General features: G+C 64.2%; 27 protein-coding genes and 1 tRNA gene. 14 read left to right on the forward strand and 14 right to left on the reverse strand.

Annotated features, from left to right (window positions below):
- On the forward strand, nucleotides 1–194 hold a 194-nt coding region (locus EEB11_RS19780; RefSeq protein ID WP_210134416.1), incomplete at its 5' end, for a hypothetical protein.
- Between the two features lie 221 nt (nucleotides 195–415).
- Here EEB11_RS19780 and EEB11_RS11095 read toward each other — a convergent pair.
- The 4 genes from EEB11_RS11095 to EEB11_RS11110 all read right to left on the reverse strand — a co-directional run bounded on the left by EEB11_RS11095 (nucleotide 416) and on the right by EEB11_RS11110 (nucleotide 3179).
- Entirely contained in the window at nucleotides 416–949 is a 534-nt protein-coding gene (locus EEB11_RS11095) for a hypothetical protein (RefSeq protein ID WP_135431356.1), read from the reverse strand.
- Nucleotides 950–1079: 130 nt separating this feature from the next.
- Nucleotides 1080–1355 (reverse strand): hypothetical protein, encoded by a 276-nt coding sequence (locus EEB11_RS11100; protein WP_135431358.1) that lies wholly within the window; start codon nucleotides 1353–1355, stop codon nucleotides 1080–1082.
- A gap of 89 nt (nucleotides 1356–1444) precedes the next feature.
- Nucleotides 1445–1520, reverse strand: a tRNA-Thr gene (locus tag EEB11_RS11105).
- A gap of 42 nt (nucleotides 1521–1562) precedes the next feature.
- Nucleotides 1563–3179 (reverse strand): ABC transporter permease, encoded by a 1617-nt coding sequence (locus EEB11_RS11110; RefSeq protein ID WP_245298875.1) that lies wholly within the window; start codon nucleotides 3177–3179, stop codon nucleotides 1563–1565.
- A 223-nt stretch (nucleotides 3180–3402) separates the two neighbouring features.
- Here EEB11_RS11110 and EEB11_RS11115 point away from each other — a divergent pair, with 223 nt between their 5' ends.
- Nucleotides 3403–4275, forward strand: a complete 873-nt coding sequence (locus EEB11_RS11115) for a hypothetical protein (protein ID WP_135431362.1) — start codon at nucleotides 3403–3405, stop codon at nucleotides 4273–4275.
- 55 nt (nucleotides 4276–4330) lie between these two features.
- Here the strand turns inward: EEB11_RS11115 and EEB11_RS11120 are convergent, their stop codons facing one another.
- The gene (locus EEB11_RS11120; protein ID WP_103333229.1) at nucleotides 4331–4585 is read right to left on the reverse strand and encodes a DUF2312 domain-containing protein; all 255 of its coding nucleotides are present in this window, start codon (nucleotides 4583–4585) and stop codon (nucleotides 4331–4333) included.
- A gap of 122 nt (nucleotides 4586–4707) precedes the next feature.
- Between EEB11_RS11120 and EEB11_RS11125 the strand changes: the two genes are divergently transcribed.
- The gene (locus EEB11_RS11125) at nucleotides 4708–4923 is read left to right on the forward strand and encodes a hypothetical protein (protein WP_135431364.1); all 216 of its coding nucleotides are present in this window, start codon (nucleotides 4708–4710) and stop codon (nucleotides 4921–4923) included.
- On the opposite strand, the gene EEB11_RS11130 is transcribed toward EEB11_RS11125, so the two are convergent.
- Nucleotides 4910–6703: an enoyl-CoA hydratase-related protein gene (locus EEB11_RS11130; protein ID WP_167852721.1), complete on the reverse strand. Its 1794-nt coding sequence runs from the start codon at nucleotides 6701–6703 to the stop codon at nucleotides 4910–4912. The genes EEB11_RS11125 and EEB11_RS11130 overlap by 14 nt on opposite strands.
- 384 nt (nucleotides 6704–7087) lie before the next feature.
- Nucleotides 7088–7414: a TraR/DksA family transcriptional regulator gene (locus tag EEB11_RS11135; protein WP_135431368.1), complete on the reverse strand. Its 327-nt coding sequence runs from the start codon at nucleotides 7412–7414 to the stop codon at nucleotides 7088–7090.
- 199 nt (nucleotides 7415–7613) lie between these two features.
- On the opposite strand from EEB11_RS11135, the gene EEB11_RS11140 reads away from it, so the two are divergent.
- Together EEB11_RS11140 and EEB11_RS11145 are read left to right on the forward strand one after the other, a co-directional pair.
- On the forward strand, nucleotides 7614–8477 hold the full coding sequence (locus EEB11_RS11140) for an MBL fold metallo-hydrolase (RefSeq protein ID WP_135431370.1): 864 nt from the start codon (nucleotides 7614–7616) through the stop codon (nucleotides 8475–8477).
- A 139-nt stretch (nucleotides 8478–8616) separates the two neighbouring features.
- Entirely contained in the window at nucleotides 8617–9042 is a 426-nt protein-coding gene (locus tag EEB11_RS11145) for a protein tyrosine phosphatase family protein (RefSeq protein WP_135431372.1), read from the forward strand.
- 111 nt (nucleotides 9043–9153) lie between these two features.
- Here EEB11_RS11145 and EEB11_RS11150 read toward each other — a convergent pair whose 3' ends face one another.
- From EEB11_RS11150 to EEB11_RS11175, 6 genes are all read right to left on the reverse strand, one after another.
- Nucleotides 9154–10257, reverse strand: a complete 1104-nt coding sequence (locus EEB11_RS11150) for a FliM/FliN family flagellar motor switch protein (RefSeq protein WP_135431374.1) — start codon at nucleotides 10255–10257, stop codon at nucleotides 9154–9156.
- Between the two features lie 10 nt (nucleotides 10258–10267).
- Nucleotides 10268–12955 (reverse strand): ATP-binding protein, encoded by a 2688-nt coding sequence (locus EEB11_RS11155; protein ID WP_135431376.1) that lies wholly within the window; start codon nucleotides 12953–12955, stop codon nucleotides 10268–10270.
- Between the two features lie 12 nt (nucleotides 12956–12967).
- Nucleotides 12968–13261 (reverse strand): hypothetical protein, encoded by a 294-nt coding sequence (locus tag EEB11_RS11160; RefSeq protein ID WP_245298876.1) that lies wholly within the window; start codon nucleotides 13259–13261, stop codon nucleotides 12968–12970.
- A 4-nt stretch (nucleotides 13262–13265) separates the two neighbouring features.
- Nucleotides 13266–13634, reverse strand: coding sequence for a response regulator transcription factor (locus EEB11_RS11165; RefSeq protein ID WP_135431378.1), 369 nt, complete (start codon nucleotides 13632–13634; stop codon nucleotides 13266–13268).
- Nucleotides 13635–13729: 95 nt separating this feature from the next.
- Entirely contained in the window at nucleotides 13730–15052 is a 1323-nt protein-coding gene (locus EEB11_RS11170) for a helix-turn-helix domain-containing protein (RefSeq protein WP_135431765.1), read from the reverse strand.
- A gap of 192 nt (nucleotides 15053–15244) precedes the next feature.
- Nucleotides 15245–15850: a TetR family transcriptional regulator C-terminal domain-containing protein gene (locus EEB11_RS11175; protein WP_135431380.1), complete on the reverse strand. Its 606-nt coding sequence runs from the start codon at nucleotides 15848–15850 to the stop codon at nucleotides 15245–15247.
- A 203-nt stretch (nucleotides 15851–16053) separates the two neighbouring features.
- Between EEB11_RS11175 and aptA the strand changes: the two genes are divergently transcribed.
- The gene (aptA, locus tag EEB11_RS11180; RefSeq protein ID WP_135431382.1) at nucleotides 16054–17379 is read left to right on the forward strand and encodes an omega-aminotransferase AptA; all 1326 of its coding nucleotides are present in this window, start codon (nucleotides 16054–16056) and stop codon (nucleotides 17377–17379) included.
- A 52-nt stretch (nucleotides 17380–17431) separates the two neighbouring features.
- Here aptA and EEB11_RS11185 read toward each other — a convergent pair whose 3' ends face one another.
- The gene (locus EEB11_RS11185) at nucleotides 17432–18139 is read right to left on the reverse strand and encodes a GntR family transcriptional regulator (protein WP_135431384.1); all 708 of its coding nucleotides are present in this window, start codon (nucleotides 18137–18139) and stop codon (nucleotides 17432–17434) included.
- A 99-nt stretch (nucleotides 18140–18238) separates the two neighbouring features.
- Between EEB11_RS11185 and uxaC the strand changes: the two genes are divergently transcribed.
- The 8 genes from uxaC to EEB11_RS11225 are packed head-to-tail and all read left to right on the forward strand — an operon-like array spanning nucleotide 18239 to nucleotide 25832.
- Nucleotides 18239–19645, forward strand: a complete 1407-nt coding sequence (gene uxaC / locus EEB11_RS11190; RefSeq protein WP_135431386.1) for a glucuronate isomerase — start codon at nucleotides 18239–18241, stop codon at nucleotides 19643–19645.
- Between the two features lie 25 nt (nucleotides 19646–19670).
- Nucleotides 19671–20654 carry a TRAP transporter substrate-binding protein gene (locus tag EEB11_RS11195; protein WP_135431388.1) on the forward strand — a complete coding sequence of 328 codons (984 nt, stop codon included), beginning with the start codon at nucleotides 19671–19673 and terminating at the stop codon, nucleotides 20652–20654.
- 60 nt (nucleotides 20655–20714) lie between these two features.
- On the forward strand, nucleotides 20715–21275 hold the full coding sequence (locus EEB11_RS11200; protein WP_245298878.1) for a TRAP transporter small permease: 561 nt from the start codon (nucleotides 20715–20717) through the stop codon (nucleotides 21273–21275).
- Nucleotides 21275–22555, forward strand: coding sequence for a TRAP transporter large permease (locus EEB11_RS11205; RefSeq protein WP_135431391.1), 1281 nt, complete (start codon nucleotides 21275–21277; stop codon nucleotides 22553–22555). The genes EEB11_RS11200 and EEB11_RS11205 overlap by 1 nt, the downstream gene beginning before the upstream one ends.
- 7 nt (nucleotides 22556–22562) lie before the next feature.
- Nucleotides 22563–22871, forward strand: coding sequence for a cupin domain-containing protein (locus tag EEB11_RS11210; protein WP_135431393.1), 309 nt, complete (start codon nucleotides 22563–22565; stop codon nucleotides 22869–22871).
- Between the two features lie 12 nt (nucleotides 22872–22883).
- Complete coding sequence (gene kduI / locus EEB11_RS11215) at nucleotides 22884–23708, forward strand: 5-dehydro-4-deoxy-D-glucuronate isomerase (RefSeq protein WP_135431395.1); 825 nt, start codon at nucleotides 22884–22886, stop codon at nucleotides 23706–23708.
- Nucleotides 23705–24430, forward strand: a complete 726-nt coding sequence (gene kduD / locus EEB11_RS11220) for a 2-dehydro-3-deoxy-D-gluconate 5-dehydrogenase KduD (protein WP_135431397.1) — start codon at nucleotides 23705–23707, stop codon at nucleotides 24428–24430. Before kduI ends, kduD begins: the two co-directional genes overlap by 4 nt.
- Nucleotides 24408–25832 carry a mannitol dehydrogenase family protein gene (locus EEB11_RS11225; protein WP_135431769.1) on the forward strand — a complete coding sequence of 475 codons (1425 nt, stop codon included), beginning with the start codon at nucleotides 24408–24410 and terminating at the stop codon, nucleotides 25830–25832. The genes kduD and EEB11_RS11225 overlap by 23 nt, the downstream gene beginning before the upstream one ends.
- Nucleotides 25833–25875 lie beyond the last annotated feature (43 nt).

Raw genomic sequence — 25875 nt, forward strand, 5'->3', positions numbered from 1 at the left:
GGACGCCGTCCGGAATCCTATGTCAGGTGCGGAACACTAGCGCCGCCGCTGCCAAAATCGCCTTCATAATCGCCTCCATCAAAATGCCACAATGGACGCTGCGGCGGGCACACCGATTCGTGAAGATGATTCCTGTTCCCGACTGCCAGAATCGTTCGACGTTCCGCATACTTCTGGATGATCAGCCAGCATAACCTGCACATCATGTGCGCCTGCGGGCGCTATCGCTACCTGGCGGCAGAGAATGTTCCGCCTGCTTGGCTGGATGAAACTGGCCTGAACATCCTGCCATGCGTGTACGACCGCTTCGTCTGCTGGGCCTGCGGCCGGCGCGGGCGGCCCATGTCGACCAACATCAGCGCGGTGCGTTGGCGGGGCGGGATAAGCACCGAGACGCGTGAGACGTTGCCCGTGATCAATGAGAAAGACGCGCGTGCCGACTGCCAAGACCCCAGATCAAATTCAACTCTCCCTGCAGATTGCCCCTCATTGCAGCGATCACGGCATCAGGGAGGGTTTCCTTTAGTTCACGGGCGGCAATATCCTCCTCCCCACCAGATGAAATGCCCACCTCCAAGGCTTCGAAGGGATTATGCGCCGCCTTGATCAGATCGAACTCTCGAATGGCGTGGCCAATCATCGCCTTCATGATTGTGAGGTCTCTTTTCACAGAGGCAGGGGCCACCTTGCCGCCCCCCGGCTTCTCATATGTCAGCATGTGATCGCGCACGTCTCGGGCTTGTTGGCGTGTCAAATCGACCAGCAAGGTGGAAGCGGGTAAGCCCCCTGCCTCCGCCCTCACGAAAAGCTTGGCCAGACGATTGCGCGCCGCATGTCGCCGGGGGTCTTCACCCACCCCAATGCGTTCCTTCAGGTAAAGCTGACGGGCATCCTCAAGGGAATACCCCAGCGCACCTTTCACAGGGGACATCAGGGCCTTGAGGGTCAAGGCATCGTCCTTCGATATGCCAACGGGTGGACCATCTTCAGGGTCCACAGGATAGGCAGACACTATTCCATCGGCCACCATTGCCCGCGCATCGTCTTCGTCAAGACCAACTGCCCCAGAGATCAGACCCTCAGCCCGCTTCAGGGCAGCCTGAAAGGCCAGCTTGAGGGACTTGTGAGGGGGATGAAGAGGTGACCCCGAGCGAGGCAGCCTGCATCTGGGACATGAAATCAGCGTCAACCTTGGCATGGCCACGGGCCACCTCGGCAGGGTTGCGGGCATCAAACACCCGCTTCCACTCAGACTTGCCCACCGTCGCCTTGATCGACTCGGGGACACGCCACCGATATTCCCAGCGCCCCCCGCCAAGGTCTTTCAGATACTTCAGCGTCACCGTGACACCCATGAATGTGGACCCCTAGTGGACCTAGATGTGGACCGGGGAAGGCACTAAAGACCTGAAATCATTGTATGATTGGGGATTGTCAGAAATGATGGTGCCCCCAGCAGGATTTGAACCCGCGACCCCCTGATTACAAATCAGGTGCTCTACCAGCTGAGCTATAGAGGCATGCCCTTGAAATAACCGCGCAGGCGGGCGGGTGCAAGCCCCTCAGCGATGGGTTCGGGCCAAAAGGGCCACGGCCAGCAGTCCGACGGCCATCACCACCAGAGCGGCGGGGGCGGCGTCTTCCAGCCGTTCCAGACTGGCCAGTTCAAACACCCGCGTGGACAGCGTGTTGTAGTTGAACGGGCGCAGCAGCAGGGTGGCGGGCAGTTCCTTGACGCAATCGACAAAGACCACCAGCAGCGCGGTTGCGACCGACCCGCGCATCAAGGGCAAATGTACCGCCCGCAGCGCCCCTCCGGGCGAGCGGCCCAGCGACCGCGCGGCCATCGGCAGCGACGGCGAGATCCGGCCAAAGGCTGCATCCACAGCACCCTGCGCCACGCCAAAGAACCGCACCGAATAGGCCAGCACCAGTGCCGCCGCCGTGCCGGTCAGCATCAGCCCCGGATCCCAGCCGCTGACCTCCAGCACCGCGTCGGCCAGCTTGTGGTCAAGGGCTGCCAGCGGGATCAGGATGCCCACCGCAAGCACCGCTCCGGGCGCCGCATAGCCCAGCGTGGTGACCGGCAAAATCCAGCGCGCCGCCGTCCGGTTGATCATGCGCAGCCCGTAGACCAGAAAGATCGCTGCCCCCACCGTCAGCCCCGCCGCCAGCCCGCCGGTGATCAGCGTGTTGCCAAGGGCGCGTGCCAATCCGGGGGCAAGCCAGACCTCGGGGCGGCGCAGGCCGTGCCAGCCCATCACCGCCACAGGCAGCAGGAAACCCACACTGACCGGCACCATGCACAGCGCGAAGGCCAGCCAGCCGCTCGCGCGCGACAGGGTCGTCGGTTCAACCGGCCGCACCGACCGGCCCACACGGTGAAAGCGGGCGTTGCGGCGGCTGATCCGCTCCAGCCCCAGAAGCACGAAGATCAGGGTCAGCACCACGCCGGCAATCTGCGCGGCCCCGCCCGCGTTGTTGCCGTTCAGCCAGGTTGAAAAGATGCCGGTGGTCAGCGTCTGCACCCCGAAATGCTGCACCGTGCCGTAATCTGCCACCGTCTCCATCAGCGCCAGTGCCACGCCGGTGGCAATCGCGGGCCGGGCCAGCGGCAGGCCCACGCGGCCAAACAGCCGCCACGGGCCGCAGCCAAGCGCGCGCGCCACCTCATACGATCCGCCCGACTGCTCGCGGAACGCGGCGCGGGCCAGCAGGTAGACGTAAGGATAGAGCGCCGCCGACAGCACGATCACCGCCATGCCACGCGACCGCACCTGCGGGAACCAGTAATCGCGGGCCGTTTCAAACCCCATCACCTCGCGCAGGCCGGTCTGCACCGGGCCTGCGTATTGCAGGAAATCCACCAACGCGTAGGCCCCGACATAGGCCGGGATCGCAAGCGGGAACAACAGCACATAATCCAGCCAGGCCCGCCCCGGAAAGCGGTACATCGTGGTCAGCCAGGCGGCCCCCGTGCCAACCGCCGCCGTCAGCACGGCCACCCCCAGCATCAGCACCAGCGTGTTGGACAGATAGCGCGGCAGCACCGTGGCCAGCAGATGCGGCCAGATGTTTTCGGTCGGGTGAAAGGCGATCCACAGCACAGATGCCATCGGGGCCAGCACCACGACCGCAATGGCAAAGGCCCCCACAGACCACAGGTCAGGTCGCGGCATGTGCCAAGCAGATCGCGGAACTTGAGTGTTTTGCTGGGTCATCCTGCGCCCCAGATAGCACCCGCCGCCCTGCCCTGTCCAGATCACCTTGTTCGCAGGCCTGTGGCGGCATGGGCGTGGCGCGCAGGACCCTGTTGCCAATTCTTCTGATGCCCCCCTGTGCTCGGCGCCGATTGTGCCTATAGTCGGCGTCAATCAAGAACCGGCACAGGTCCAGAGCAGGATGCGTATTGTCTACCACCTTGGCGCCCATTGCACCGACGACGAACGTCTGGTGCGGTGCCTTCTGAAAAACCGCCAGGTGCTGGGCGAGCAGGGCATCGTGGTGCCCGGCCCTGCCCGCTACCGCACCTTGCTGCGCGATACGGCGATGACGCTGAAAGGCCAGCCCGCCAGCCGTGACACGCAGGCGCTGGTGCTGGACCAGATCATGGATGAAGACCGGGCCGAGCGTCTGATCCTGTCATGGGAGAATTTTCTGTCGTTCCCGCAATGGGTGCTGAAGACCCGGCTTTACCCGGCAGCGGCCGAACGGGTCAGCGCCTTTACCCAGATCTTTCCGGACATCGAGGCCGAATTCTATCTGGCCATCCGCAACCCGGCGACCTTTCTGCCCGACCTGTTTGCCAAGCAGCGCGACAAGACCTTTGACCAGTTCATGTCCGACATCGACCCCGCCGATATCCGCTGGTCTGATGTGATCGGCGATATGCTCAACGCCAACCCCGGCGTGCCCTTCACCGTCTGGTGCGATGAGGACACGCCGTTGATCTGGCCCGAGGTGCTGCAAGCGGTGTCCGGCCATGCCGAGGGTACCGTGCTGACCGATGCCAACGAGCTTTTGGGCACCATCATGTCGCCCGAAGGTCTGACCCGGATGATCGCCTATATGGAAAGCCACCCGGCGCACACCGCCGTGCAGCGCCGCCGCATCGTGTCGGCCTTTCTGGACAAGTTCGCCCTGCCCGACCGGGTCGAGATGGAGGTGGAACTGCCAGGCTGGACGCAAGAGACGGTGGCCAGCCTGACAGAGGGATATTATCAGGATGTGGCCCGAATCCGGGCCATGCCGGGGGTGACGTTCCTGTCTGCCTGATGCGCCCATTGGCTGCGGCGACCCGGCGCGGGACTGCCCCCGCCGCGGTCTGGTGTCAGGCCATCCCCAGCGCGGTCTTGTACATTTCCAGCACCGCTTCTTCTTCGGCAATCTCATCGGGCTTGCGTTTGCGCAGGGCAATCACCTTGCGCATGACCTTGGTGTCATAGCCCCGGCCCTTGGCCTCGGCGAACAGTTCCTTTTCCTGTTCGGCAATGTCCTTCTTTTCAGACGCCAGCTGTTCGGCGCGTTCGATGAACTGGCGCAGCTCGTCCGCTGTCACGGAATAATTGTCGGTGGGATCGCTCATCTCTGCCTCGTGCTGTGCTGATTGACCCCTTCCCTACCGTGGCCCCGTTACGGGTTCAAGGCTTGCACCGCGCCCAAAGCTGGGCTAGGCGGCGCAGAGTCATTGCCATGGGGGGCCGACGGATGGACATGCTGATCTGGGGAGGTGCCGTTTTGACCATGATCGGCGTGCTGACGCTGCTGTGGTGCATCTTTCTGGCCATGCGCGCCCGCAAATCCGGCCTGCCGGATGACCAGATCAAGGCACAGCTTCAGCGGGCGGTGGTGCTGAACCTTGGTGCCTTGGCGGTGTCGGGCCTTGGGCTGATCGTGGTGGTCGTCGGCGTCATCCTTGGCTGACGGTACCCAGAAACCCGCGCCCCGCTGACACCAGCGTATCGAGCGCCGGAACCGGTACCCAGACCTCGGCCTCTGTGCCCCAGATCCGCAGGTCACGGCGCAAAATCATCAGCCCGCGCTGATCGGCCCGGTGCAGGGGGCCACCAGATGCGGCAGGCAGCCCAAGGCCGTGGACAGCCACCAGATCAATATCCGATGCCGACAGCGCCAGCCCCGAGGCCAGCAGCCGCGCGCCTTCATTGGCCAAAGCCCCCAGCCAGCGGCGAATGATCTCTTCTGCCGCCATGTCACGCGGCGCAGCGCTGGTCTCGACCTTGGGCAGCGCCGGGGACACCATACCAAAGCCCGTCAATGCGGCAGACACTGCCTCCGGTGCCACGCCAGAGACCATCAATGCCCGCAGCGCCGCACCGCTTGCAGCCGCCAGCCGCCCCGAAATGCCCAAGGGCGACTGCACCCCGGTCAGCACCACCGTCTGGCCGATCCGTCGCAGAAATGCCAATGCCGTCGCCGCCTTTGCCGCCGGGCAGCTGGCGGGCAGGCCCAATTCTGCCACCCGCCCCGACAGCACCAGACGGAACGCCCCGGCTGGCAGATCGGCACGCCCCATCATCAGCAGGACAACCGCATCACCCAAAGCGGGCGGTGGCGTGTCAGCCCCCCCCACCACCAGATCGGCCTGGTCCAGCCCGGTCGCATCGACCACCGGGCGCAGCCTTGCCCAGTCGGCATCGCGCTGCGCCGCCGACAATGTGCCGGCCTGCACCGCAGCCTCCTGGCGTTGCGCAATGGTCTGCAACATCGGCACCAACCGCGCGCGGTCGGGTTCCAGCACCGTCACCGGTAATCCGCGCGCCAGCGTCATCAGCGCCAGCGCCGACAGTTGCGGCGACGCCCCCACCAGCGCCGGACGCTGAACCGGGTCTGGCGTCACATCGTGCAACGGCTCGGGCGTTTTGGCGGCCAGACGTTCGGCCCGCAGCAGATGCGCCAGCGCTGCGGTCTGCGGCAGGGCATCGCGCTCCAGCGCGAGGGCAGCCTCGAAGGCATAGCCCTGCTCGGGCGGCAGCAGCAAAGCCGCCTCGGCGCAATCGGCAAGGGCCATGGCCAGACTGCCCGGTGCCGCATCCGACCGCGCCTTCCTCACCGCCGCCAGAAAGGCACGGCCATCGGGCGCGGGGCGCAGCGGCATCGCTTGCGTCTGGATCAAACCCATCGCTGTCGCAAAAGCCGCTTCGGCCGTTGCGTCATCGATCACATGATCGACCAGACCGATGATCAGGGCATCGGGGGCCGCAACCGGCTTGCCGCTGGTCAGCAGCCGCAGAGCGTTTTCCGCGCCGATCAGCCGCGGCAGCCGCTGTGTGCCCCCCGCGCCGGAAATCCGCCCCAGCCGCACCGCCGGAAACGCCACCCGCGCGGCCGGGGTGGCAAGCCGCACCTGCGCCGCCAGCGCGATTTCGGCCGCAGCCCCGGTGACCAGACCTTCCAGCAACAGGACGACCGGCACCGGGCTGGTCTCGATCGCAAGACACAGGCTGGCCAGCGATGGTGCCGCTGCATCATCAGCATCCGGCAGATCCGGCCCGGCATCGGCATGGGCCGCAAGCACCCGGTCATCGGCGCGCAGCAGGATCGCCCTTGCGTCTGCACCAACCGCGCCCAAAGCCGACATCAGCGCTGCGCGCTGTGCCGCATCGAGCCAGCCCCCGCCAGACTGGCGGATCAGGCAGATATCTGCCACCCCGCCCGAGACGGTCACGTCTACGCCGTTTGCCAATGCCCCGCCCTTTTCGCCTGCCCCAGTTTTACAGTGCCTTGCAACACGGAGCGGGGTCAAGGCGCTGTTCACATTTCGTTAACAATGACCAGCGCGATGAGGGGGCCAAAGATCAATGTGACATCAGGGGATTAGCGGATGGTTCAGAAAGGCCGCGCGCCGGACCCTGCCCGGGTGGTCCGGTCCGACATGGCCCTGTCCCCCTCGGCTGGCGGTATCAGGCCGGGCAGAACCGCGCCCAGCGCCCGCATTTCGCCCAGCAAAACCTTCAGCGCCCCGTCACGCCCCTTTTGACACCCGCCACAGCACGCGCCCCCACCGCTGCAAGATGGCGCGAAGTCTGTCGTCTCAGCCATTGTCTTCCCCTGTTTTCTCACGTCGGTGCTACGCATGCGCGACGCAGTCGCGGCACAGCGGTGTGAAGGGCAAAACATCAAGCCGCGCTTCGCTGATCGCTTCGCCGCAGCGGGCGCAAAGCCCATAACTGCCCGTATCCAGCCGGTGCAACGCGGCCTCGATGCTCCGCAGTTCGGCCTGCGCCGATTGGCCCAGACCTTCCAGCACCTCATCAGCCTCACGCTCGGTGGCAAGGTCAGACCAGTCGGGGTTCTGGTGGCTTTCCAGCTCTGCCCCGATCCCCTCCAGCCGCGCGGCCAAAACGGACATGCGATCCAGCAATTGGGTTTTGCGGTCTTGCAGTGATTTTGGCATGATATCCTCCCTGATCCTGTGGCAGTATCGGGCCAGATGCAGGGACGCACCTTGATACAGGTCAAGTCAGGCAGGCGGGCCAGGTCGGGCGGACATCAGGATGTGCGAGCGCCGCCATACACATTCAATTATTGAAATGTGTTGGCAAGCACCCTACATCCGATTGCAAGCGACAGACCGAAACGAACAGGGAATGATCATGCAAGCCACAGTTCAAGGCTTCTTTGACGAAGCAACAAACACGGTCACCTATGTGGTGCGCGACCCCGAAAGCACCGCCTGCGCCATCATCGATTCGGTGCTCGACTTCGACTATGCCTCGGGCCATACCGACACCCGCTCGGCCGATCAGGTCATTGCCTTCATTGAGGGTCAGGGCCTTGATCTGCAATGGATTCTGGAAACCCATGTGCATGCCGACCACCTGTCCGCCGCGCCTTATATCCAAGAGCGTCTGGGCGGCAAGATCGGGATCGGGGACCGGATCACCGTGGTGCAGGACACCTTTGGCAAGATCTTCAACGAAGGCACGCGGTTCCAGCGCGACGGATCGCAGTTCGACCGGCTGTTCCGCGAAGGCGACAGCTTTCACATCGGCCAGTTGCGCGGCGATGTGTTGCACACGCCAGGCCACACCCCGGCCTGTCTGACCTATGTGATCGGTGACGCGGCCTTTGTCGGCGACACGCTGTTCATGCCCGACTTCGGCACCGCGCGCTGCGACTTTCCGGGCGGCTCGGCAGAAACCCTGTTCGATTCGGTGCAAAAGATCATGGCCCTGCCGGACGAGACGCGGATTTTTGTCTGCCACGATTACAAGGCACCGGGCCGCGATGACTATGCCTGGGAAACCACCGTGGGCGCGCAAAAGGCGCTGAATGTGCATGTGGGCGCGGGCAAATCGCGCGCCGATTTCGTGGCGATGCGCGAAGGCCGCGATGCCACGCTGGCGATGCCGCGCCTGATCATTCCGTCGCTGCAGGTGAACATGCGCGCCGGGCAAATGCCGGAACCCGATGACAGCGGCACAACCTACCTCAAGGTGCCGATCAACCGGCTGTGACAGTTGGCGTGCGCGGGGGCCAAGCCCTCACGACTTTCCGGAACGGCACCGGTGGTCTGGTCTTTCCTGTTGGCATGGTCGCGGCTATGGTCGCCCCGCCCGCGCTGTGCCGCCGTTTGACTTCCAAAGGAGACTTCCCATGGACATCCGCCCGCTGACCCCCGACTACGCCGTCGCCCCCCAGATCGACCCGCAGGATTTTGCGGCGATCAAGGCGGCTGGCTATACCCGCGTCATCAACAACCGCCCCGATGCCGAAATTCCGGCGTCGCATCACGCCAGTGCCATGCAGGCCGCTGCCGAAGCGGCGGGCTTGGAATTTGTGGTGAACCCGGTGATCGGCGGCGCGCTGACGATGGCAAATGTCACCGCACAGGCCGAAGCCATCGCAACGGCGACAGGCCCGGTGCTGGCCTATTGCGCCAGTGGCAACCGGTCGTCAATCTGCTGGGCGCTGGCCAAGGCGGGGGACATGCCTGCGGATGATCTGATCGGCATTCCGGCGCGGCACGGATACAGCCTGGAAGGCCTGCGCCCGCAGATTGAAGCGCTGGCAAAAGGCTGATCCGGCGCGAGAGGCTGGGGGTGATCGGCTTGTGAAAGACGCCTATCCCCCAACCATGCGTGGCAAGGGCATAGGCGGGACTGCCTACCGCCCCCATTCCGGCGACCCGTGCTAATCAGAGCCGGTGGCTGAAAATCCCGCAAAGTCAAAGTCCATCGGTGCCATCGGCTCAAGCCCGGGCTCGGGCTCAGGCTCCGGTTCGCCCCAGGCGGCAACGGTTGCAACCGAGGGGCCGTCCATCGCCATGCTATTCGCAGTCGGCGCAGCTGCTGCCCCGCCCTGTGCCGTCAGGCGCAGGGCGCGCATGCCGCGATGCTGGCCCAGCTTGCCTTCGGCCACCTGACGCCCGTCCATCCCGTCAAGGCAGATCCGCTCCAACGCGGCGTTGGGCAAGGGCAGCACCATATCGACCGACAGACCCATCACGTCAGCCAGTGGCATCGACAGCCGCGCCAGAACCGCCTCGATCTGGCAGGGTGCCGCATCCACCCGCGTGGCAAGGGCAGCGGCAAAGGCCGGCCGCGAGACCGAGGATGGCACCGCATGCGCCGGCAGCCGCGGCTTTCGACCCTTTCCCGTGGCAGGCAGGACCAGCCACATATCGCCCACCCGCGCCCCATGCGAAACCGACAGACGGGCCGTCAGCGCCCGGTAGGTGACATCCTCCAGCAGCAGGCCCAAAGGCCGCGCCTCTTCGATAAAGCTGGCAAAGCGAAAACCACTGGTCCAGACCAGATCACCATCTTCGGCAAGTGCCTCTTCCAGATGCGACAGCGCCAGATCTGCCAGGGGGGACAGCATGGCCGCATCGGTGCGGGTGGGTTTGCGCGGATCAGGGGGCTGGGTGCCGCATTTGCCGACCGTCAAGGCTTCGATCATTGCAGACAGCAGATCGGGTGACAGGACCAGCAGGCCCAACCCGTCTTCCGGGCCTTCCAGGATCAGAATCAGCGCGCGCTCCGGCGGCACATCAAGCAGTTCGGCCAGCGACAGACGCGACGACGACAGGCTGACGAAATCGACCGGCAGCTCCATCATATCGCGCGTCGCCCGCGCAAAGCCAACACGCCATGCCCGGTCAGCGCCCGGCCCGCCAGCGGTCACGGCCTGTTGTCTGGCCTGCAGTTTCTTGCGCAACACCTCACCCGCCACGGCGACCCCGATCCTTATCTGCTTTGCACCAGTGTCGCCCAGCAGCGTTACCAAAGGGTTCACGCGCACTGCCTCAGTCGGCTTTTCGCTCCAGCCGCAGCGGCACGGCCACGCGGAACGCAGCCCCGCCCTGCCCCGGCAGATAGGTGATCGTGCCGCCCAGATTGGCCATCACCTCGCGGCAGATCGCAAGGCCAAGCCCCGCCCCCCCGGCACGGGTCTGGTCGGTCAGGCGGGCGAACTTCTCAAAGATCAGCGCCTGGCTTGCCTTGGGAATCCCCGATCCGTTGTCGGCAAAATCCACCGTCACCCGCCCACCGCGCTGCCGCACAGATATCCGCAATTCCGGTGCCGTCGCATCGCAATACTTGCGCGCATTCGAGATCAGGTTGATGAACACCTGCACCAGCCGGTCGGCATCGGTGCGGATGAAGATGTTCTCCATCGGCAGATCGCGGTGGATGACAAAGCTACGTTCGGGCTTGGTGTGGCTGGCGCTTGCCAAGGCGCGGTCGATCATCGGGCTCAGGTTGGCCAGCCCAAGGTTCAGCTGCACCGTGCCGTTTTCCAGCACCGACAGATCCAGCAGATCGTCCAGCAACCGGGTCAGACGCTTGGCCTCGTCATGGATGATGCGGCCATAGTTCGCCACCATCTCGGGCGGCAGATCGCCTTCGGTCAATATCTCGGAAAATGCCCGGATCGAGGTCATCGGCGTGCGCAGCTCATGGCTGATCTGGCTCAGGAAGGCATCTTTCTGGATCGACAGCTGCATCAGCTTTTCATTGGCCTCGCGCAGGGCGCGGGCGGTGCGGGTCACTTCCTCTTGCTGGCTTTCCAGCCGGGCGGAATATTCCATGATCTGCGCCGATTCACTGGCCACCGCCATCAGGTCTTCGACCGTTACCGTGGCCCGCCCCGCAAGCTGGCTCATCATCGCGTGCGCGGTCGCGGCCCCGACCGACCCCGCCAGCCGCCGTTCCAGCCGCGCCATGAAGTCGGGCGTCGGGTCGGGCAGATAACCGGCCTTGCCCTGCCCCTTCGCCTCGGCCTCGAAAAACATCAGCGCGTCGTCATCGCCCATGATGCGTTGCGACATCACCAGCAGGTCTTCGGGGTCTGCCAGCCCCCGTTCCCAGCCGCGCGGGCTGCCCGACGTGGTGTCAAACACCCGCACAAAGGCCGCGCCCTGCATCCGTTCGACCGGGCCCGGAAAGGTGAACAGCGATCCGGTCAGAAAGGCCGCCGTGTTCAGCACCATCGACCAGAACAGCGCATGCAGCAGCGGGTCCATCGTGGCCACCCCGAACAGCGCGCGGGGGCGCAGCCATTCGATGCCGAACGGCCCTTCGATGAACACCATCGCCGGGATCACCGCATCCGGGCCAAAAGACGGCAGAAACAGCGTATAGGCCCAGACCACAAAGCCCACCGTCATCCCCAGCGCCGCCCCGATCCGCGTGGCCCCGCGCCAGAAAATGCCAAAGATCATCGCGGGCAGGAACTGCGCGACGCCGACAAAGGCAATCAACCCAATAGCCGCCAGCGCCGTCGATCCGCCCGACATCCGGTAATAGGCATAGCCAAACCCCAGCACGACCCCGATGGAAATGCGCCGCGACAGCAGCACCAGCCGCCGCACATCGCCCGACACCGCCTTGGCGGGTCGCAGCCGCAGCCAGACCGGCATGACGATATGGTTCGACACCATGGTGGCCAGCGCGATGGATTCCACGATCACCATCGACGTGGCCGAGGAAAACCCGCCCAGAAAGGCCAGCATCGCCAGTGCGCCCTGCCCTTCGGCCAAGGGCAGCGTCAGCACGAACATGTCGGGGTTGGCGGTCGCAGGCAGCCGTTCCAGCCCCATCACCGCAATCGGCACGATGAACAGACTCATCGCGAACAGATACAGCGGAAACGCCCAGGAGGCGGTGGCCAGATGCCGTTCATCCGCGTTTTCCACCACCATCACCTGAAACATCCGCGGCAGACAAATCACCGCCGCCCCGGCGGCAAACAACAGCCCCGCCCAACGGCCCGGTTGCAGCTTCCAGTCGGCGACGTCCGATGCGCTAATCCGCGCGATCATGTCGGCAGGCCCGTCGGCCATACCCCAGACCACAAACATCCCCACCGCAATAAGGGCGATCAGCTTGACCACCGCCTCGACCGCGATGGCGGTGACAATACCGTGGTGCTGTTCCTTGGCATCCAGATTGCGGGTGCCGAACAGGATGGTGAACAGCGCCAGTCCGCACGCCACCCAGACCGCCGTCGCCTCGGTTCCGGGCGGCGCAAAGCCATCATCGGTCGGGCTGGCAAACACGCTGAACGACAGCGTAACCGACTGCAGCTGCAACGCGATATAAGGAGTGGCCGCCACCACCGCGATCACCGTCACGATCACACCCAGCAGGTTCGACTTGCCAAAGCGGCTGGAGATCAGGTCGGCAATCGACGTCACCCGCTGCTGCCGCCCGATCCGCACCAGCTTGCGCAGCACCCACCACCAGCCGATGAACACGATCGTCGGGCCAAGGTAAATGGTCAGGAACTCCAGCCCCGATCGCGCCGCATAGCCCACCGCACCGTAAAACGTCCAGGCGGTGCAATAGATCGACAGTGACAGCGTGTAGATCAGCGGCGATTGCAGCCAGCCAAGCCGCCCGCGATCCGCCCGCCGTTCCGCCGCCCAGGCGACGCCGAACAGAAAGATCACATAGGCCAGACAGGACAGGACCAGAATGTTAAAGGGCATCGTGGCGCGCCCCTATCGACCTGAACCCGGATCAGAAGTCGCCTCGGGATCATCGCCTTCATCGGCGGTGTTCAACCCCCGCGAGATCAGCACCGCGATGGCGATCAGCACCGCCCAGACGACGAACAGATAGATGCCGTCCGGTGCCGTGTCGCGCCGCAACGCGTCCTGCGGGCCCCAAAGCACCGGCATCAGCACCAGAAACAGGCCCACCACCGGCAACAGCCGCGCCGCATCGCGCCGCCTGCGCTGGCGATAGCTTGACCGGCGCAGAAACAGCGGCGGGGTGCGGGGGGGCGGCACCACCCGGTCAGCCCCCGGTCAGGGCGCGCACGGCGGCACGCATGTCATCATTCGAAAACGGCTTGGTCATGAAATGGCTGGCCCCTGCACGTTCCGCCGCCTCACGGTCACGGCCTTGCCCCTTGGCGGTCAGCATCATCACCGGCAGGGTTTTGGTGGCCGGATCGGCGCGCAACTGCGCCAGAATCTCCAGCCCACTGACACCCGGCAGCATCAGGTCCAGAATGACCAGATCCGGCTTTGCCGCCTGCACCGCCGCAATGGCACCCGCCCCATCGGCAAGCGCCGTGACATCACACCCGTCGCGCGACAGGATGAACCGGATTGCCTCGGTGATGTTCGGCTCATCCTCGATGAGCAGCACACGCGCCGTCATATGGTCTTCATCCCCCCTCCGGCGCGAGGCCGGCTCCGGTCAAACTATCCGGCGAATGGGCGGGTATGTCAAAGACCTATTGCAGGTGCGGCGCGCTACAGCCCCGCATCCGCCATGATCGACGGCTCGCGCCGCGCCGGACAGCGCGGGCGCGGGCAGATGCGGCAAGAGGTGCCAATCGCCAGCACGGGGGCAGAGGGCTGCGGCGCATCATCGGGCAGGATCAGCATGGCGGCCTCGCGCAGCGCCGGTCCGGCAAACCCCTGCGGCAGCCGCGCCTCGCAGATCGACAGCGTGCGGAACTGCCGCAGGCTGCGCCCGGCGGGCTCCACCTGCGTCATCACCGGCAGCATCGGGCGGGCCAATGCGGCAAACAGCGGCCAAAGCGGGCAAGCGGCACCAAAGCGCGGCAGCGCAAAGCCATCAACCGGCTTGCGGAACAGCAAGGTGCCAGAGGCATCGCAGATCACCAACCCCGCCGCCGATCCGGGCAACAGCGCCATGCGCCGCATCACCGCCAGCACCGACATCCCCCTGCCTTGCGCCAGCAGGCAGGGGTCATCCGCGCCCGTCGCAACGGCGGCCTGCAGCGCCGCGTCCGGCAGCAGCCGGAAATCTGCCTCTGCCTGCCGCAGGAACGCCGCCCCCAGCGACCGCGCAGCCGCAGAGGCCAACGCGCCCACCTCTTCCATCAGCACATCAAACCCACCATGCCCTGCCAACTCTGACAGGTGCCAGCCCCGCGCCGACAGCCAGGTCTCCACCTCTTCCTGCGGTGCCGCCAACCCGGCATCCACCGCGGTTTCCGGCCCATCCAGATAGGCCACCAGCGCCTCGGCCCCGGTGGCCAGACGTTCGCTGTCCTGATGCAGGTTGCGGTGGAACCGCGTGCGCCATTCGGGATCGATATCATCGGTATCGGCCAGAATCGCTGCCGTCGAGCGGACCGAGGCCAGCGCCGACAGCACCTCATGCAGCGACGCCGACAGATGCGGGTCATGGGTCAGCCGGTCATTCAGCGCGCTGACCGCCCGTTCCAGTTGCGCGGCCCGGTGATGCTGGGCGGCCAGCACCGCCGCCCAACCGGGAAAGCGCCCGGCGAAATCCTCGATCCGGTCCAGCTCCGGCTCCACCAGGGGCGTGGTCGCGGCGGCGGCGCGCAGATCATCAATCAGCGCGCCCCCCGCCCCTTCGGACAGGATTGCGGTGTCCGTACCCAGCACCCCGGCCAGACGCGCCAGCACCTCGGCCCCGACCCGGCGACGGTTGTGCTCGATCAGGTTCAGGTAACTGGCAGAAATCCCCGCCGCCTGCGCCACATCGCCCTGCCGCAACCCCATCGCCAGCCGCCGTTCCCGGATCAGGCTGCCCGTCAGGCTGGCGGTCAGGCTGGCGGGGGGGCTCGGGCTGTTGGGCATGGCGGTCCACTGGCTGGAAAGCGCCATCTTTACAATCGTCAGTGAAGTTTACAATCGGTTGTTAAGCCGCCCCTCCCCGCGCCGGCTGCCCCCTTGGCCGCAGCTGCAAGACCCGCACAAGGTGCCATACCCATGCCATACGTTCGCCATACCTAAATCAGACGCGCAACACATGCCGGAAACGGCCGCCGCTTAAGGTGCCAACAGCCGCGTATACAGCGTTTCCAGAAACGCCCCCGCCTCGGCATAGGGGTCATGCCCTTCGCCCAGCACAGCGCGGACCTGCACATCGAAATCGGCGTAATGCTGCGTCAGCGCCCAGATCGAGAACACCAGATGCACCGGGTCCAGCCGCGCAATGCGCCCTTCGTCCATCCATTGCCGCAGCACCACGGCCTTTTCTGCCACCAGCGCCGTCAGCTCGCCCTCAATCGCCTCACGCATGCGCGGCGCACCCTGCAGGATTTCAATCGCGAACAACCGGCTTTCGCGCGGGTAATTCCGGCTCAGCTCCAGCTTGCGGCGCACATAGCCCATCACCTCGGCCACCGGATCGCCCATGGCGTCCATCTCGCGCAGCGGGTCAAGCCAGGTGTCCAGCAGCCGGGTCAGAAGGGTCTGATGAATCGCCTCTTTCGACGGGAAGTAATACAGCAGGTTCGGCTTCGACAGCCCCGCCACCTCGGCAATCTGGTCCAGCGTCGCCCCCCGGAAACCCTGCGAGGAAAACACATCCAGCGCCGCCTCCAGTATGGTTTCCGAATTCCTGATCTGAATGCGGGTCTTTGGTCTGGGCATAGTCACGTCAATCCTGAAGCCGGGGGGCACATTGGCGCAGATCACGCCATCTTGCAATTGCCAGAGCGCAGGTTGGGCGTGCTAAGATCACCGCGATCCGTGCGGGCTATTGACTGGCTTGACCGTACTGATAGCAACATCTGACCATCCGGTCAAAACCCATCCGCGCGCCGCAAGGCCGCCCCAACAGGAACCCCGACACCATGGCGCTGGACCGCAAAGCCCCCAATGACCTGAACGCCTTCTGGATGCCCTTCACCGCCAACCGCCAGTTCAAGAAGAACCCGCGGATGTTTGTGGCTGCCAAGGACATGCACTATACCACCAGCGATGGCCGTCAGGTGCTGGATGGCACGGCGGGCCTGTGGTGCTGCAACGCCGGGCACTGCCGGCCCAAGATCACCGAAGCCATCCAGAAGCAGGCGGCAGAACTGGATTATGCGCCCGCCTTCCAGATGGGCCATCCGGTGGCGTTCGAACTGGCCAACCGGATTGTGGAGATTGCCCCTGCGGGCATCGAGCATGTGTTCTACACCAACTCCGGCTCGGAAAGCGTTGAAACGGCGCTGAAACTGGCCATCGCCTACCACCGCGCCAAGGGTCAGGCCACCCGCACCCGGCTGATCGGGCGCGAAAGGGGCTATCATGGGGTCAATTTCGGCGGCATCTCGGTGGGCGGCATCGTCAACAACCGTCGCCATTTTGGCAGCCTTCTCAACGGGGTGGACCATCTTCCTCATACCCACCTGCCCGATGAGAACCGTTGGTCCCGTGGCCAGCCAGAGCATGGCGCGTGGCTGGCCGATGATCTGGAAAAACTGGTGGCGCTGCATGGGGCCGAAACCATCGCCGCGGTGATTGTCGAGCCCGTCGCCGGGTCCACCGGTGTGATCCTGCCGCCCAAGGGCTACCTTGAAAAGCTGCGCGCGATCACCAAAAAGCATGGCATTTTGCTGATTTTCGACGAGGTGATTACCGGGTTTGGCCGCCTTGGCGCACCCTTTGCGTCACAGTATTTCGACGTGCTGCCTGACATGATGACCACCGCCAAGGGCCTGACCAATGGCGTCATTCCCATGGGCGCAGTGCTGACCACAGCCGATGTGCACGATGCCTTCATGGACGGGCCCGAGCATATGATCGAGCTTTTCCACGGCTATACCTATTCAGGCAACCCCATCGCCTCCGCCGCCGGAATCGCCACGCTGGAGACTTATAAAGAAGAGGCGCTGTTCGACCGCGCCGCCGAAATTGCGCCCTATTGGGAGGATGCGCTGCATTCCCTGCGCGACTCACGCCATGTCATCGATGTGCGCAACATGGGTCTGATCGGCGCGGTAGAGCTGGACCCGATTGCCGGAGAGCCTACAAAACGGGCGTTCAGCGCATTTCTTGCCGCCTATGACAAGAATATCCTGATCCGCACCACGGGTGATATCATCGCCATGTCGCCGCCCCTGATGATCAGCAAGTCGCAGATCGACACGCTGATCGGCACTTTGGCCGATGTGCTCAGGGCGCTGGACTGAGCGGTTCAGCACAAGCGACGCCGGGGCGCGCGACGCCGCCCCGGCACCCTGCTCAAATATCCAGCGCCGGTGCGCCTTCGAAAAACGCCTCGTTCTCGCCCCTGATCCGGCGCACCTGCTCTTTGATGCGTGACAGGTGCACATGCATCGCCGCAATGGCCGCATCCGCGTTGCGCATGCGCAAGGCCTCCATCACCTTCAGATGATCACCAAAAGCGTCCTGTGACGCGAAGGACAGCGACAGGAAACGCACCCTGTCCATATGCGCCTTGTTCTCGCGGATGATGTCCCAGGCAAAGCCATGGCCACTGCGTTCGCAAAGTTCGCGGTGAAACAGGTCATCCAGCGCATGAAAGCCCATTGCATCATGCGCCTCTACCGCGTCGCGCTGCTGGTCGATCACCCGGTCCAGCGCGGCAAAGTCACCCTCCCCCAGCCGTTCGCAGGCCATGCGCACGGTCTGGGCTTCGATGGCCGAGCGGATGAACCGCGCCTGCATCACCGCCGCCTCGGAAATCGCCGATACCACTGTGGCGCGCTGCGGGCGGATGGTCAGAAAACCAAGCGTTGAAAGCCGGTAGAATGCATCGCGCACCGGCTGGCGCGACACGCCCATGATGCGCGCCACATCCACCTCTGACACCTTGGTGCCGGGCGGCAGATCAAGTGACAGAATCTGCCGGTGCAGTTCTTCAAATACCGCATCGGTCACGGAAGGCCGCTGCACCGGCTCTGACAGTTTCAGCAGCGTGCTTTCCATGGTTGCCTCCGTTGACAGGTTTCGCATACTAGCATATTAGTTTGCAGGTGCGTTGGAAAGACCTTTCGCCATGAACGCACTTCGGGAGGGAAACACTACGTGGCATTGCTGGATAAAGACCGTCTTTTCCCCATCGACTCTGGCGCGCGCGGCCTTGCCCGGGCGCTTTATGACACGGTTTGCGATCTGCCGATCATCAGCCCGCATGGCCATACCGACCCGCGCTGGTATGCCACCGACGACGCCTTTCCCGACCCTGCCCAACTGCTTGTAACCCCCGATCACTACGTCTTCCGCATGCTGTGTTCGCAAGGCATCGCGCTGTCCGATCTGGGGGTGCCCCGCGCCGATGGCGGCCCCACGCAAACCGATGGTCGCAAGATCTGGCAGCTGTTTGCACAGAATTACCACCTGTTCCGGGGCACGCCGTCGCGGATGTGGCTGGACCACGCGTTCGAGACGGTGTTCGGCTTTGACACGCCCCTGTCGGCATCAACGGCTGACGACTATTATGACCGTATCGACGCCGCCCTTGCCACGCCGGATTTCCGCCCGCGTGCCCTGTATGATCGGTTCAAGATCGAGGTGATTTCCACCACCGATGGCGCGCTGGATGATCTGGGCTGGCACCGACAGATCCGCGACTCGGGCTGGCAGGGCCGCGTGATCCCCGCCTACCGGCCCGACGCGGTGGTCGACCCCGAGTTCGACGGGTTTGCGAAAAACGTGGCGCAACTGGGCGAAATCACGGGTGAAAACACCGCCACATGGGCCGGCTACCTTGCCGCCCACCGCGCCCGCCGGGCGTATTTCAAATCCTACGGCTGCACCTCTTCCGACCATGGCCACGCCACCGCACGCACGATGGACCTGCCGCAGGATCAGGCCGCGCTGCTGTTTGAACGCGCGTTGCGGGGGGAGTGCACGGCGGAAGAGGCGGATGCCTTCCGCGGCCAGATGCTGACCGAAATGGCGCGGATGAGCCTTGATGACGGGTTGGTGCTGCAAATCCACCCCGGCAGCCGCCGCAACCATTCGGACCCGATGCTGGCAATGTTCGGCCGCGACAAGGGCTTTGATATTCCCGGGCGCACCGACTACGTCGCCGCCCTGCGCCCGCTGCTGAACGCAGTCGGGATGGACCCAGCGCTTTCGGTCATTGTCTTCACGCTGGACGAAACGGCTTACGCCCGCGAACTGGCCCCACTGGCCGGGGTCTATCCGGCGCTGAAACTTGGCCCTGCCTGGTGGTTCCACGACAGCCCCGAAGGCATGCGCCGGTTCCGCGAGATGATCACCGAAACCGCCGGGTTCTACAATACCGTGGGTTTCAACGACGACACCCGCGCCTATCTGTCGATCCCCGCGCGCCACGATGTGGCCCGCCGTGTGGATTGTGCCTTTCTTGCCACGCTGGTTTGCACCGGCAGGCTGGCGGAAGGCGATGCATACGAGGTCGCGCACGACCTTGCATACCGGCTTGCAAAGCAGGCCTACCGGCTGTGAAGCCACTCAACGGGAGGAGACTACAATGAAAAAGTTCAACACCATGGCCGCTGCCCTGCTGGCATCGGTTGCCTTTGCCGGGGCCGCCTACGCCGAATGCGAAGTGACCCTGCGATCATCAGACACCCACCCCGCCGGCTACCCCACCGTGGCCGCCGTCGAGCATATGGGCGCACTGCTCAAAGAGCGCAGCGCGGGCCGGATCTGCGTCGAAGTGTTCCACTCTGCCCAGTTGGGCGAGGAAAAGGACACCATCGAACAAACCAAGTTCGGTGTCATCGACTTCAACCGCGTCTCGATGGGGCCGTTCAACAACATCATCGAGGAAACCAAGGTTGTCTCGCTGCCCTTCATCTTCCGCGGCACCGACCACATGCACCGCGTGATGGACGGACCCATCGGCGATGAGATTCTGGCTGCGTTCGAGCCGCATGGTTTTGTCGGTCTGGCCTATTTCGACGGCGGATCGCGGTCTTTCTACAACAAGCAAAAGCCGATCACGTCCGTGGATGACCTGAAGGGCATGAAGATCCGCGTCATGCAGTCTGATGTGTTCGTCGACATGATGAGCGCCCTGGGGGCCAACGCGACCCCGATGCCCTATGGCGAGGTCTATTCCGGCATCCAGACCGGCGTGATCGACGGGGCGGAAAACAACTGGCCGTCGTTCGAGTCGTCGGGACACTATGAGGTTGCCGGCTACTACACCCTGAACGAGCACCTGATCGTGCCAGAGGTTCTGGTGATGTCGAAAGCCAGCTACGACAAACTGAGCCCTGAAGATCAGGCACTGGTGGTACAGGCCGCGAAAGACTCGATCCCGGTTAACCGCGAGCTTTGGGCCGCGCGTGAAAAAGAGTCGGAAGACAAGGTGCGTGCCGCCGGTGTGGAAGTGATCTCGGACATCGACAAGACCCCGTTCATCGAAGCGATGGTCCCGGTCTATGAAAAGCACGCAGGCACGCCAAAGCTGCAGGATCTGGTCACCCGCATCCAAGCGACCGAGTAAGGCAAGCGGCGGGACCGGGGGTTTCACACCCCCGGACCCCCGTGGGATATTTGAGAACAGATGAATGACCGCAGCGCGCGGCAGGGGGGCTTGATGCAGCCGGGTTTGTTACGTCTGGCCGTCTGGCTGGGTTATGTTGCCAAGGGCGCGCTGTGGGCGGCCGGTGCCGGGTTGGTGGCGATGACCGCCATCATCGGCGCGCAGGTGTTTTTCCGCTATCTGCTGAACGACTCGATCATCTGGAGCGAGCCTGCGGCGGTGATCCTGATGGGCTGGTTCATCTTTCTGGGCGCCGCAGTCGGCATCCGCGAGGGCTATCACCTGTCCTTCGACATTCTGCTCTATCTGGTGTCGCACCGGGTGAAGATGGTGCTGTTTTCCCTGTCGGATATCGTGGTGACCGCCTTTGGCATTGGCATGGTCTGGTTCGGCTGGCAGCTGATGTCTTCGGCCTATGGCATCACCCTGCCCTCGCTGGGCATCACCGGCGCGGTGGATTTCATGCCGCTGGTGGCGGGCGGCGTGTTGATGGTGATCTTCTCGCTGGAACGGCTAGCGCGGCGGGCGGCGGGCCTGCCGACGGCACGGTTTGGCGAAACCGAGCTGGAAGAGGTGGCGTGATGGAGCTTTGGGTTCTTTTCGGCACCTTCGTGGTGCTGCTGGCGATCGGTACTCCGGTGGCCTTCTGTCTGGGCGTGTCCAGCTTTGCCACCGTCATCTATATGGGCCTGCCGCCGGTGGTGGTGTTCCAGCGGCTGAATTCGGGCGTGTCGGTCTTTGCGCTGATGGCGATTCCCTTCTTCATATTCGCCGGTGAAATCATGGTGCGCGGCGACATTGCCAGGCGGCTGATTGCCGTGGCGGGGGCGGCTGTCGGGCACTTCCGGGGTGGATTGGGGCAGGTCAACATCGCCTCATCGGTGCTGTTTGGCGGCATTTCCGGCTCGGCTGCGGCGGATGCCTCGGCCATCGGCGGGCTGATGGTGCCGCAGATGAAGGAGCGCGGCTATGATGTTGACTATGCGGTGAATATCACCGTGGTGTCTTCGATCATCGCGTTGATGCTGCCGCCCAGCCACAACATGATCATCTATTCGATCTCGGCGGGCGGGCGGCTGTCGATTGCCGATCTGTTCACCGCAGGGATCATTCCGGGCCTGCTGCTGGCGTTGAGCCTTGCCGCCGCTGCCTGGTATGTGGCTCGCAAGAAAGGCTATCCGACCGAGGCGTTTCCGGGCTGGTCTATGCTGGGGCTCTTGCTGATCAACGCCATTCCGGGGCTTTTGCTGATTGTGATCATCTTTGGCGGCGTGCGCTCAGGTGTGTTCACGGCGTCGGAATCGTCGTGTATCGCCGCGATCTACGCGCTTGGGGTCACCACATTGGCTTATCGTACCATGGGGTGGAATGACTTTGTGGGCGCGGTCAAGGCGGCGGTGCGCACCACAGCCATGGTCTTGCTGGTGATCGGCTGTGCGGCCTCGTTCGGCTGGTTGCTGGCGTACCTGAAGGTGCCAAGCGCGATGATCGCGCTGATGCAGAGCGTTACCGAAAACCCGATCCTGATCCTTTTGCTGATCAACGTCATCCTGCTGGTGCTGGGCACCTTCATGGACATGAGCCCGCTGATCGTGATCACCACCCCGATCTTTCTGCCCGTTGCCGTCGCCTTCGGCATCGACCCAGTGCATTTCGGGGTGATCCTGGTGCTGAACCTTGGCATCGGGCTGTGCACCCCGCCGGTGGGCGCGGTGCTCTTCGTGGGCTGTGCTGTCGGCAAGATTTCCGTCTGGCAGGCCGTGCGCACGATCTGGCCGTTCTACGGCGCGGCCTTCGCCACGCTGATGCTTGTCACCTATATCCCGGCGCTGTCCCTGTGGCTGCCTGCCCTGTTCCGTTGAGGCCTGCATGATCTATCCCATTGTCGAAACAGGCGAAAACGTGACCCGGCAGGTGCTGGCAGACAGCGCGGAGCTGATGACCGTGGCGTTCCGCTTTGCCGCCGCAGGGGCACTGGGCGCGCTGCACCGCCACCCCCATGTGCAATCGACCTTTGTGCAATCGGGACGCTTTCGGTTCACCGTTGCCGACCGCGACTTCGAGGTCGGCCCCGGCGATGCCTTTGTCATCCCCTCCAACGCTGTTCATGGCTGCGTCTGCCTTGAACCCGGCACGCTGATCGACGGGTTTACCCCCCGCCGTGACGATTTTCTCTGAAAGGACCATCTCATGCTGTACGTTGAAACCCGGCAGGCGATTTCCGCCAATGAAGCCAAGGGAATGGATACGACCGCCCTGCGCGCGAATTTCCACGGCGAGGGGTTGTTTCAGGATGGGCAGATCCGCCTTCTGTACACCCACTACGACCGGATGATCGTGGGCGGGGCAGTTCCGGCGGGCGGCGATCTTGTGCTGGACCATGTCAGGGAATGCGGCACCGCCAGCATTCTGGACCGGCGCGAGATGGGCATTATCAACATCGGCGGCGATGGCACGGTTGCGGCGGGGGGGGAGACCTATGCGCTGTCCAAGGGCGATGTGCTCTATCTGCCGATGGGGGCGGGCCCGGTGACGTTTTCGGGTCAGGGCCGGTTCTACATAAACTCTTGCCCGGCGCATCAGGCCTATCCGGCGCGGCTGATCAAGCTGGAAGACGCCAAAAAGCTGACGCTGGGGGCTGCGGAAACCGTCAACCACCGCACCATCAACCAGTTCATCCACCCCGAGGTGATGACCAGTTGCCAGCTGGTGCTCGGCTATACCCAGTTTCATGGCGGCAGCGTCTGGAACACCATGCCCGCCCACCTGCACGACCGGCGGATGGAGGCGTATCTGTATTTCGATATTCCCGAAGGCCAGCGCGTGTTCCACTTCATGGGCGACCCGGCCGAAACCCGGCATCTGGTGATCGCCAATGAAGAGGCCGCGATTTCGCCGCCATGGTCGATCCATTGTGGCGCAGGCACCGCCAGCTATACCTTCATCTGGGCGATGGCGGGCGACAATGTCGATTACCGGGATGTGGAAGTGGTGAAGATGGAGGATTTGCGGTGACCCCGTTTTCGCTGTCAGGCCAGACCGCACTGATCACGGGGGCCAATACCGGCATCGGTCAGGCCATTGCCGCCGCCATGGCGCGCGCCGGCGCGCATGTGATTGCGGCGGGGCGGTCGTCTTGTGCCGAGACGGTCGCTATGACCGGGGGAGAGGAACTGGCGCTTGATTTTGCCGATCCGATGGCTGCGCGTGACGTATTCTCGGACCGCCCCATCGACATTCTGGTGAACAACGCAGGCATCATCCGCCGCGCGGACTCGGTCGACTTTACTGAAGAAGACTGGGATGCGGTGATGGATGTGAACCTGAAGGCGGTGTTCTTCACCTGTCAGGCCTTTGGCAAGGCGGCCCTAGCCCGGGGGGCGGGCGCGAAGATCGTCAACATCGCGTCGCTGCTGTCGTTTCAGGGCGGCATCCGGGTGCCGTCCTATACTGCGTCGAAACATGGCGTGGCGGGCATCACCAAATTGCTGGCCAATGAATGGGCGGCAAAGGGCATCAACGTGAATGCCATCGCACCGGGCTATATCGAGACCAACAACACGCAAGCCCTGCGCGCCGACCCCGACCGCAACAAGGCGATCCTCGACCGCATTCCTGCCGGTCGCTGGGGCCGTGCCGATGATATCGGCGAGGCGGCGGTGTTCTTGTCCTCTCCCGCTGCCGCCTATATCCACGGCGCAGTTCTGAATGTTGATGGAGGCTGGCTTGCCCGCTGAACGCCTGACCCGCAGCGCCCCTGCCGTTCCTGTCGGTATCGTCCACCTTGGCCTTGGCGCGTTTTTCCGGGCCCATGGCGCGGTTTACATCGAAGAGGCGATGTCGGCCTCGGGTGGCGACTGGGGCATTCTGGGCGTGTCGCTGCAATCGGCCACCATGCGCGACCAGCTGACCCCGCAGGGCGGCACCTATATGGCGTTGGAGCTGGGGCCGGAAGGCGAGACGCTGCGCCATGTGCAATCGGTCCAAGGTGTGCTGGTGGCCCGAGAGGATGCGCAGGCGGTGCTGGAGGCGATGGCGGATCCGGGCGTGCGCATCGTCAGCCTGACGGTGACGGAAAAGGGCTATTGCCATGAGCCTTCGACCGGTCGGCTGAACGACCAGCATCCCGATATCGTCCATGATCTGAGCCACCCGCTGCCCGTCTCGGCCCCCGGCTATCTGGTGCGTGCGCTTGCGCTGCGTCTGTCGCGCGGCCTGCCCCCCTTTACCGTGCTGACCTGCGACAACCTGCCCAACAACGGCCATGTCGTGCGCGGCGTGGTGCTGGATCTGGCGCATGCGATTGATCCTGCCCTTGCCGCGTGGATCGAGGCCGAGGGGAAGTTCCCGTCAACCATGGTCGACCGCATCGTTCCCGCGACTAAGCCCGAAGACATCGCTCGGGTGGAGGCGCTGATCGGCGCGCATGATGCCGCCCCGGTGATGCACGAACCCTTCCGGCAATGGGTGGTCGAGGATGATTTCGTGGGCGGTCTGCGCCCCGATCTGGGCGCGGCAGGTGTGCAACTGGTGCGCGATGTGACTGAATTCGAGCATATGAAGCTGCGCATGCTCAACGGGACCCATTCGTCGCTGGCCTATCTGGGCTATCTGTCAGGGCATGAAACCATTGCCGATTGCATGACCGACCCGGTGCTTGACCGGTTCGTGCAACACCTGTGGGCGGCAGAGATCATCCCCGCCCTGACCCCGCCCGAAGGCGTCAGCCTGTCCGAATATGCTCAGGCCCTGCGGGCGCGCTATGCCAACCCCGGCATCCGCCACCGCACCTGGCAGATCGCGATGGATGGCAGCCAGAAACTGCCCCAGCGCATCCTTGGCACGCTGGAGACCAACTTGGCCGCAAACCGCCCCTGCCCCGGCCTGATGCTCGCTGTCGCCGCCTGGATGATTTATGTGCGCGGCACCGATCTGGCCGGTCAGCCGATAGAGGTCAAAGATCCGCTTGCCCCACGCCTGCGCGAAGCCGCCACCAGCGCCGATCCGGTGGGTGCCCTGCTGGCGCTGCGCGAAGTGTTCCCGCAGGATCTGGCGGCCCGGCTGTCCGAACCTCTGCGCAAGGCCTGTTCCGATTTGTCGGCTCTGGGGGCCAAAGACGCGATGCAAGCCCGGCTGTAACTGTCAGGCGGGCGCCAGCCGCGCCCGCTTGCCCCCTTTCTGA

Source organism: Pseudotabrizicola sediminis, assembly GCF_004745575.1.
Taxonomy (GTDB): Bacteria; Pseudomonadota; Alphaproteobacteria; order Rhodobacterales; family Rhodobacteraceae; genus Pseudotabrizicola; species Pseudotabrizicola sediminis.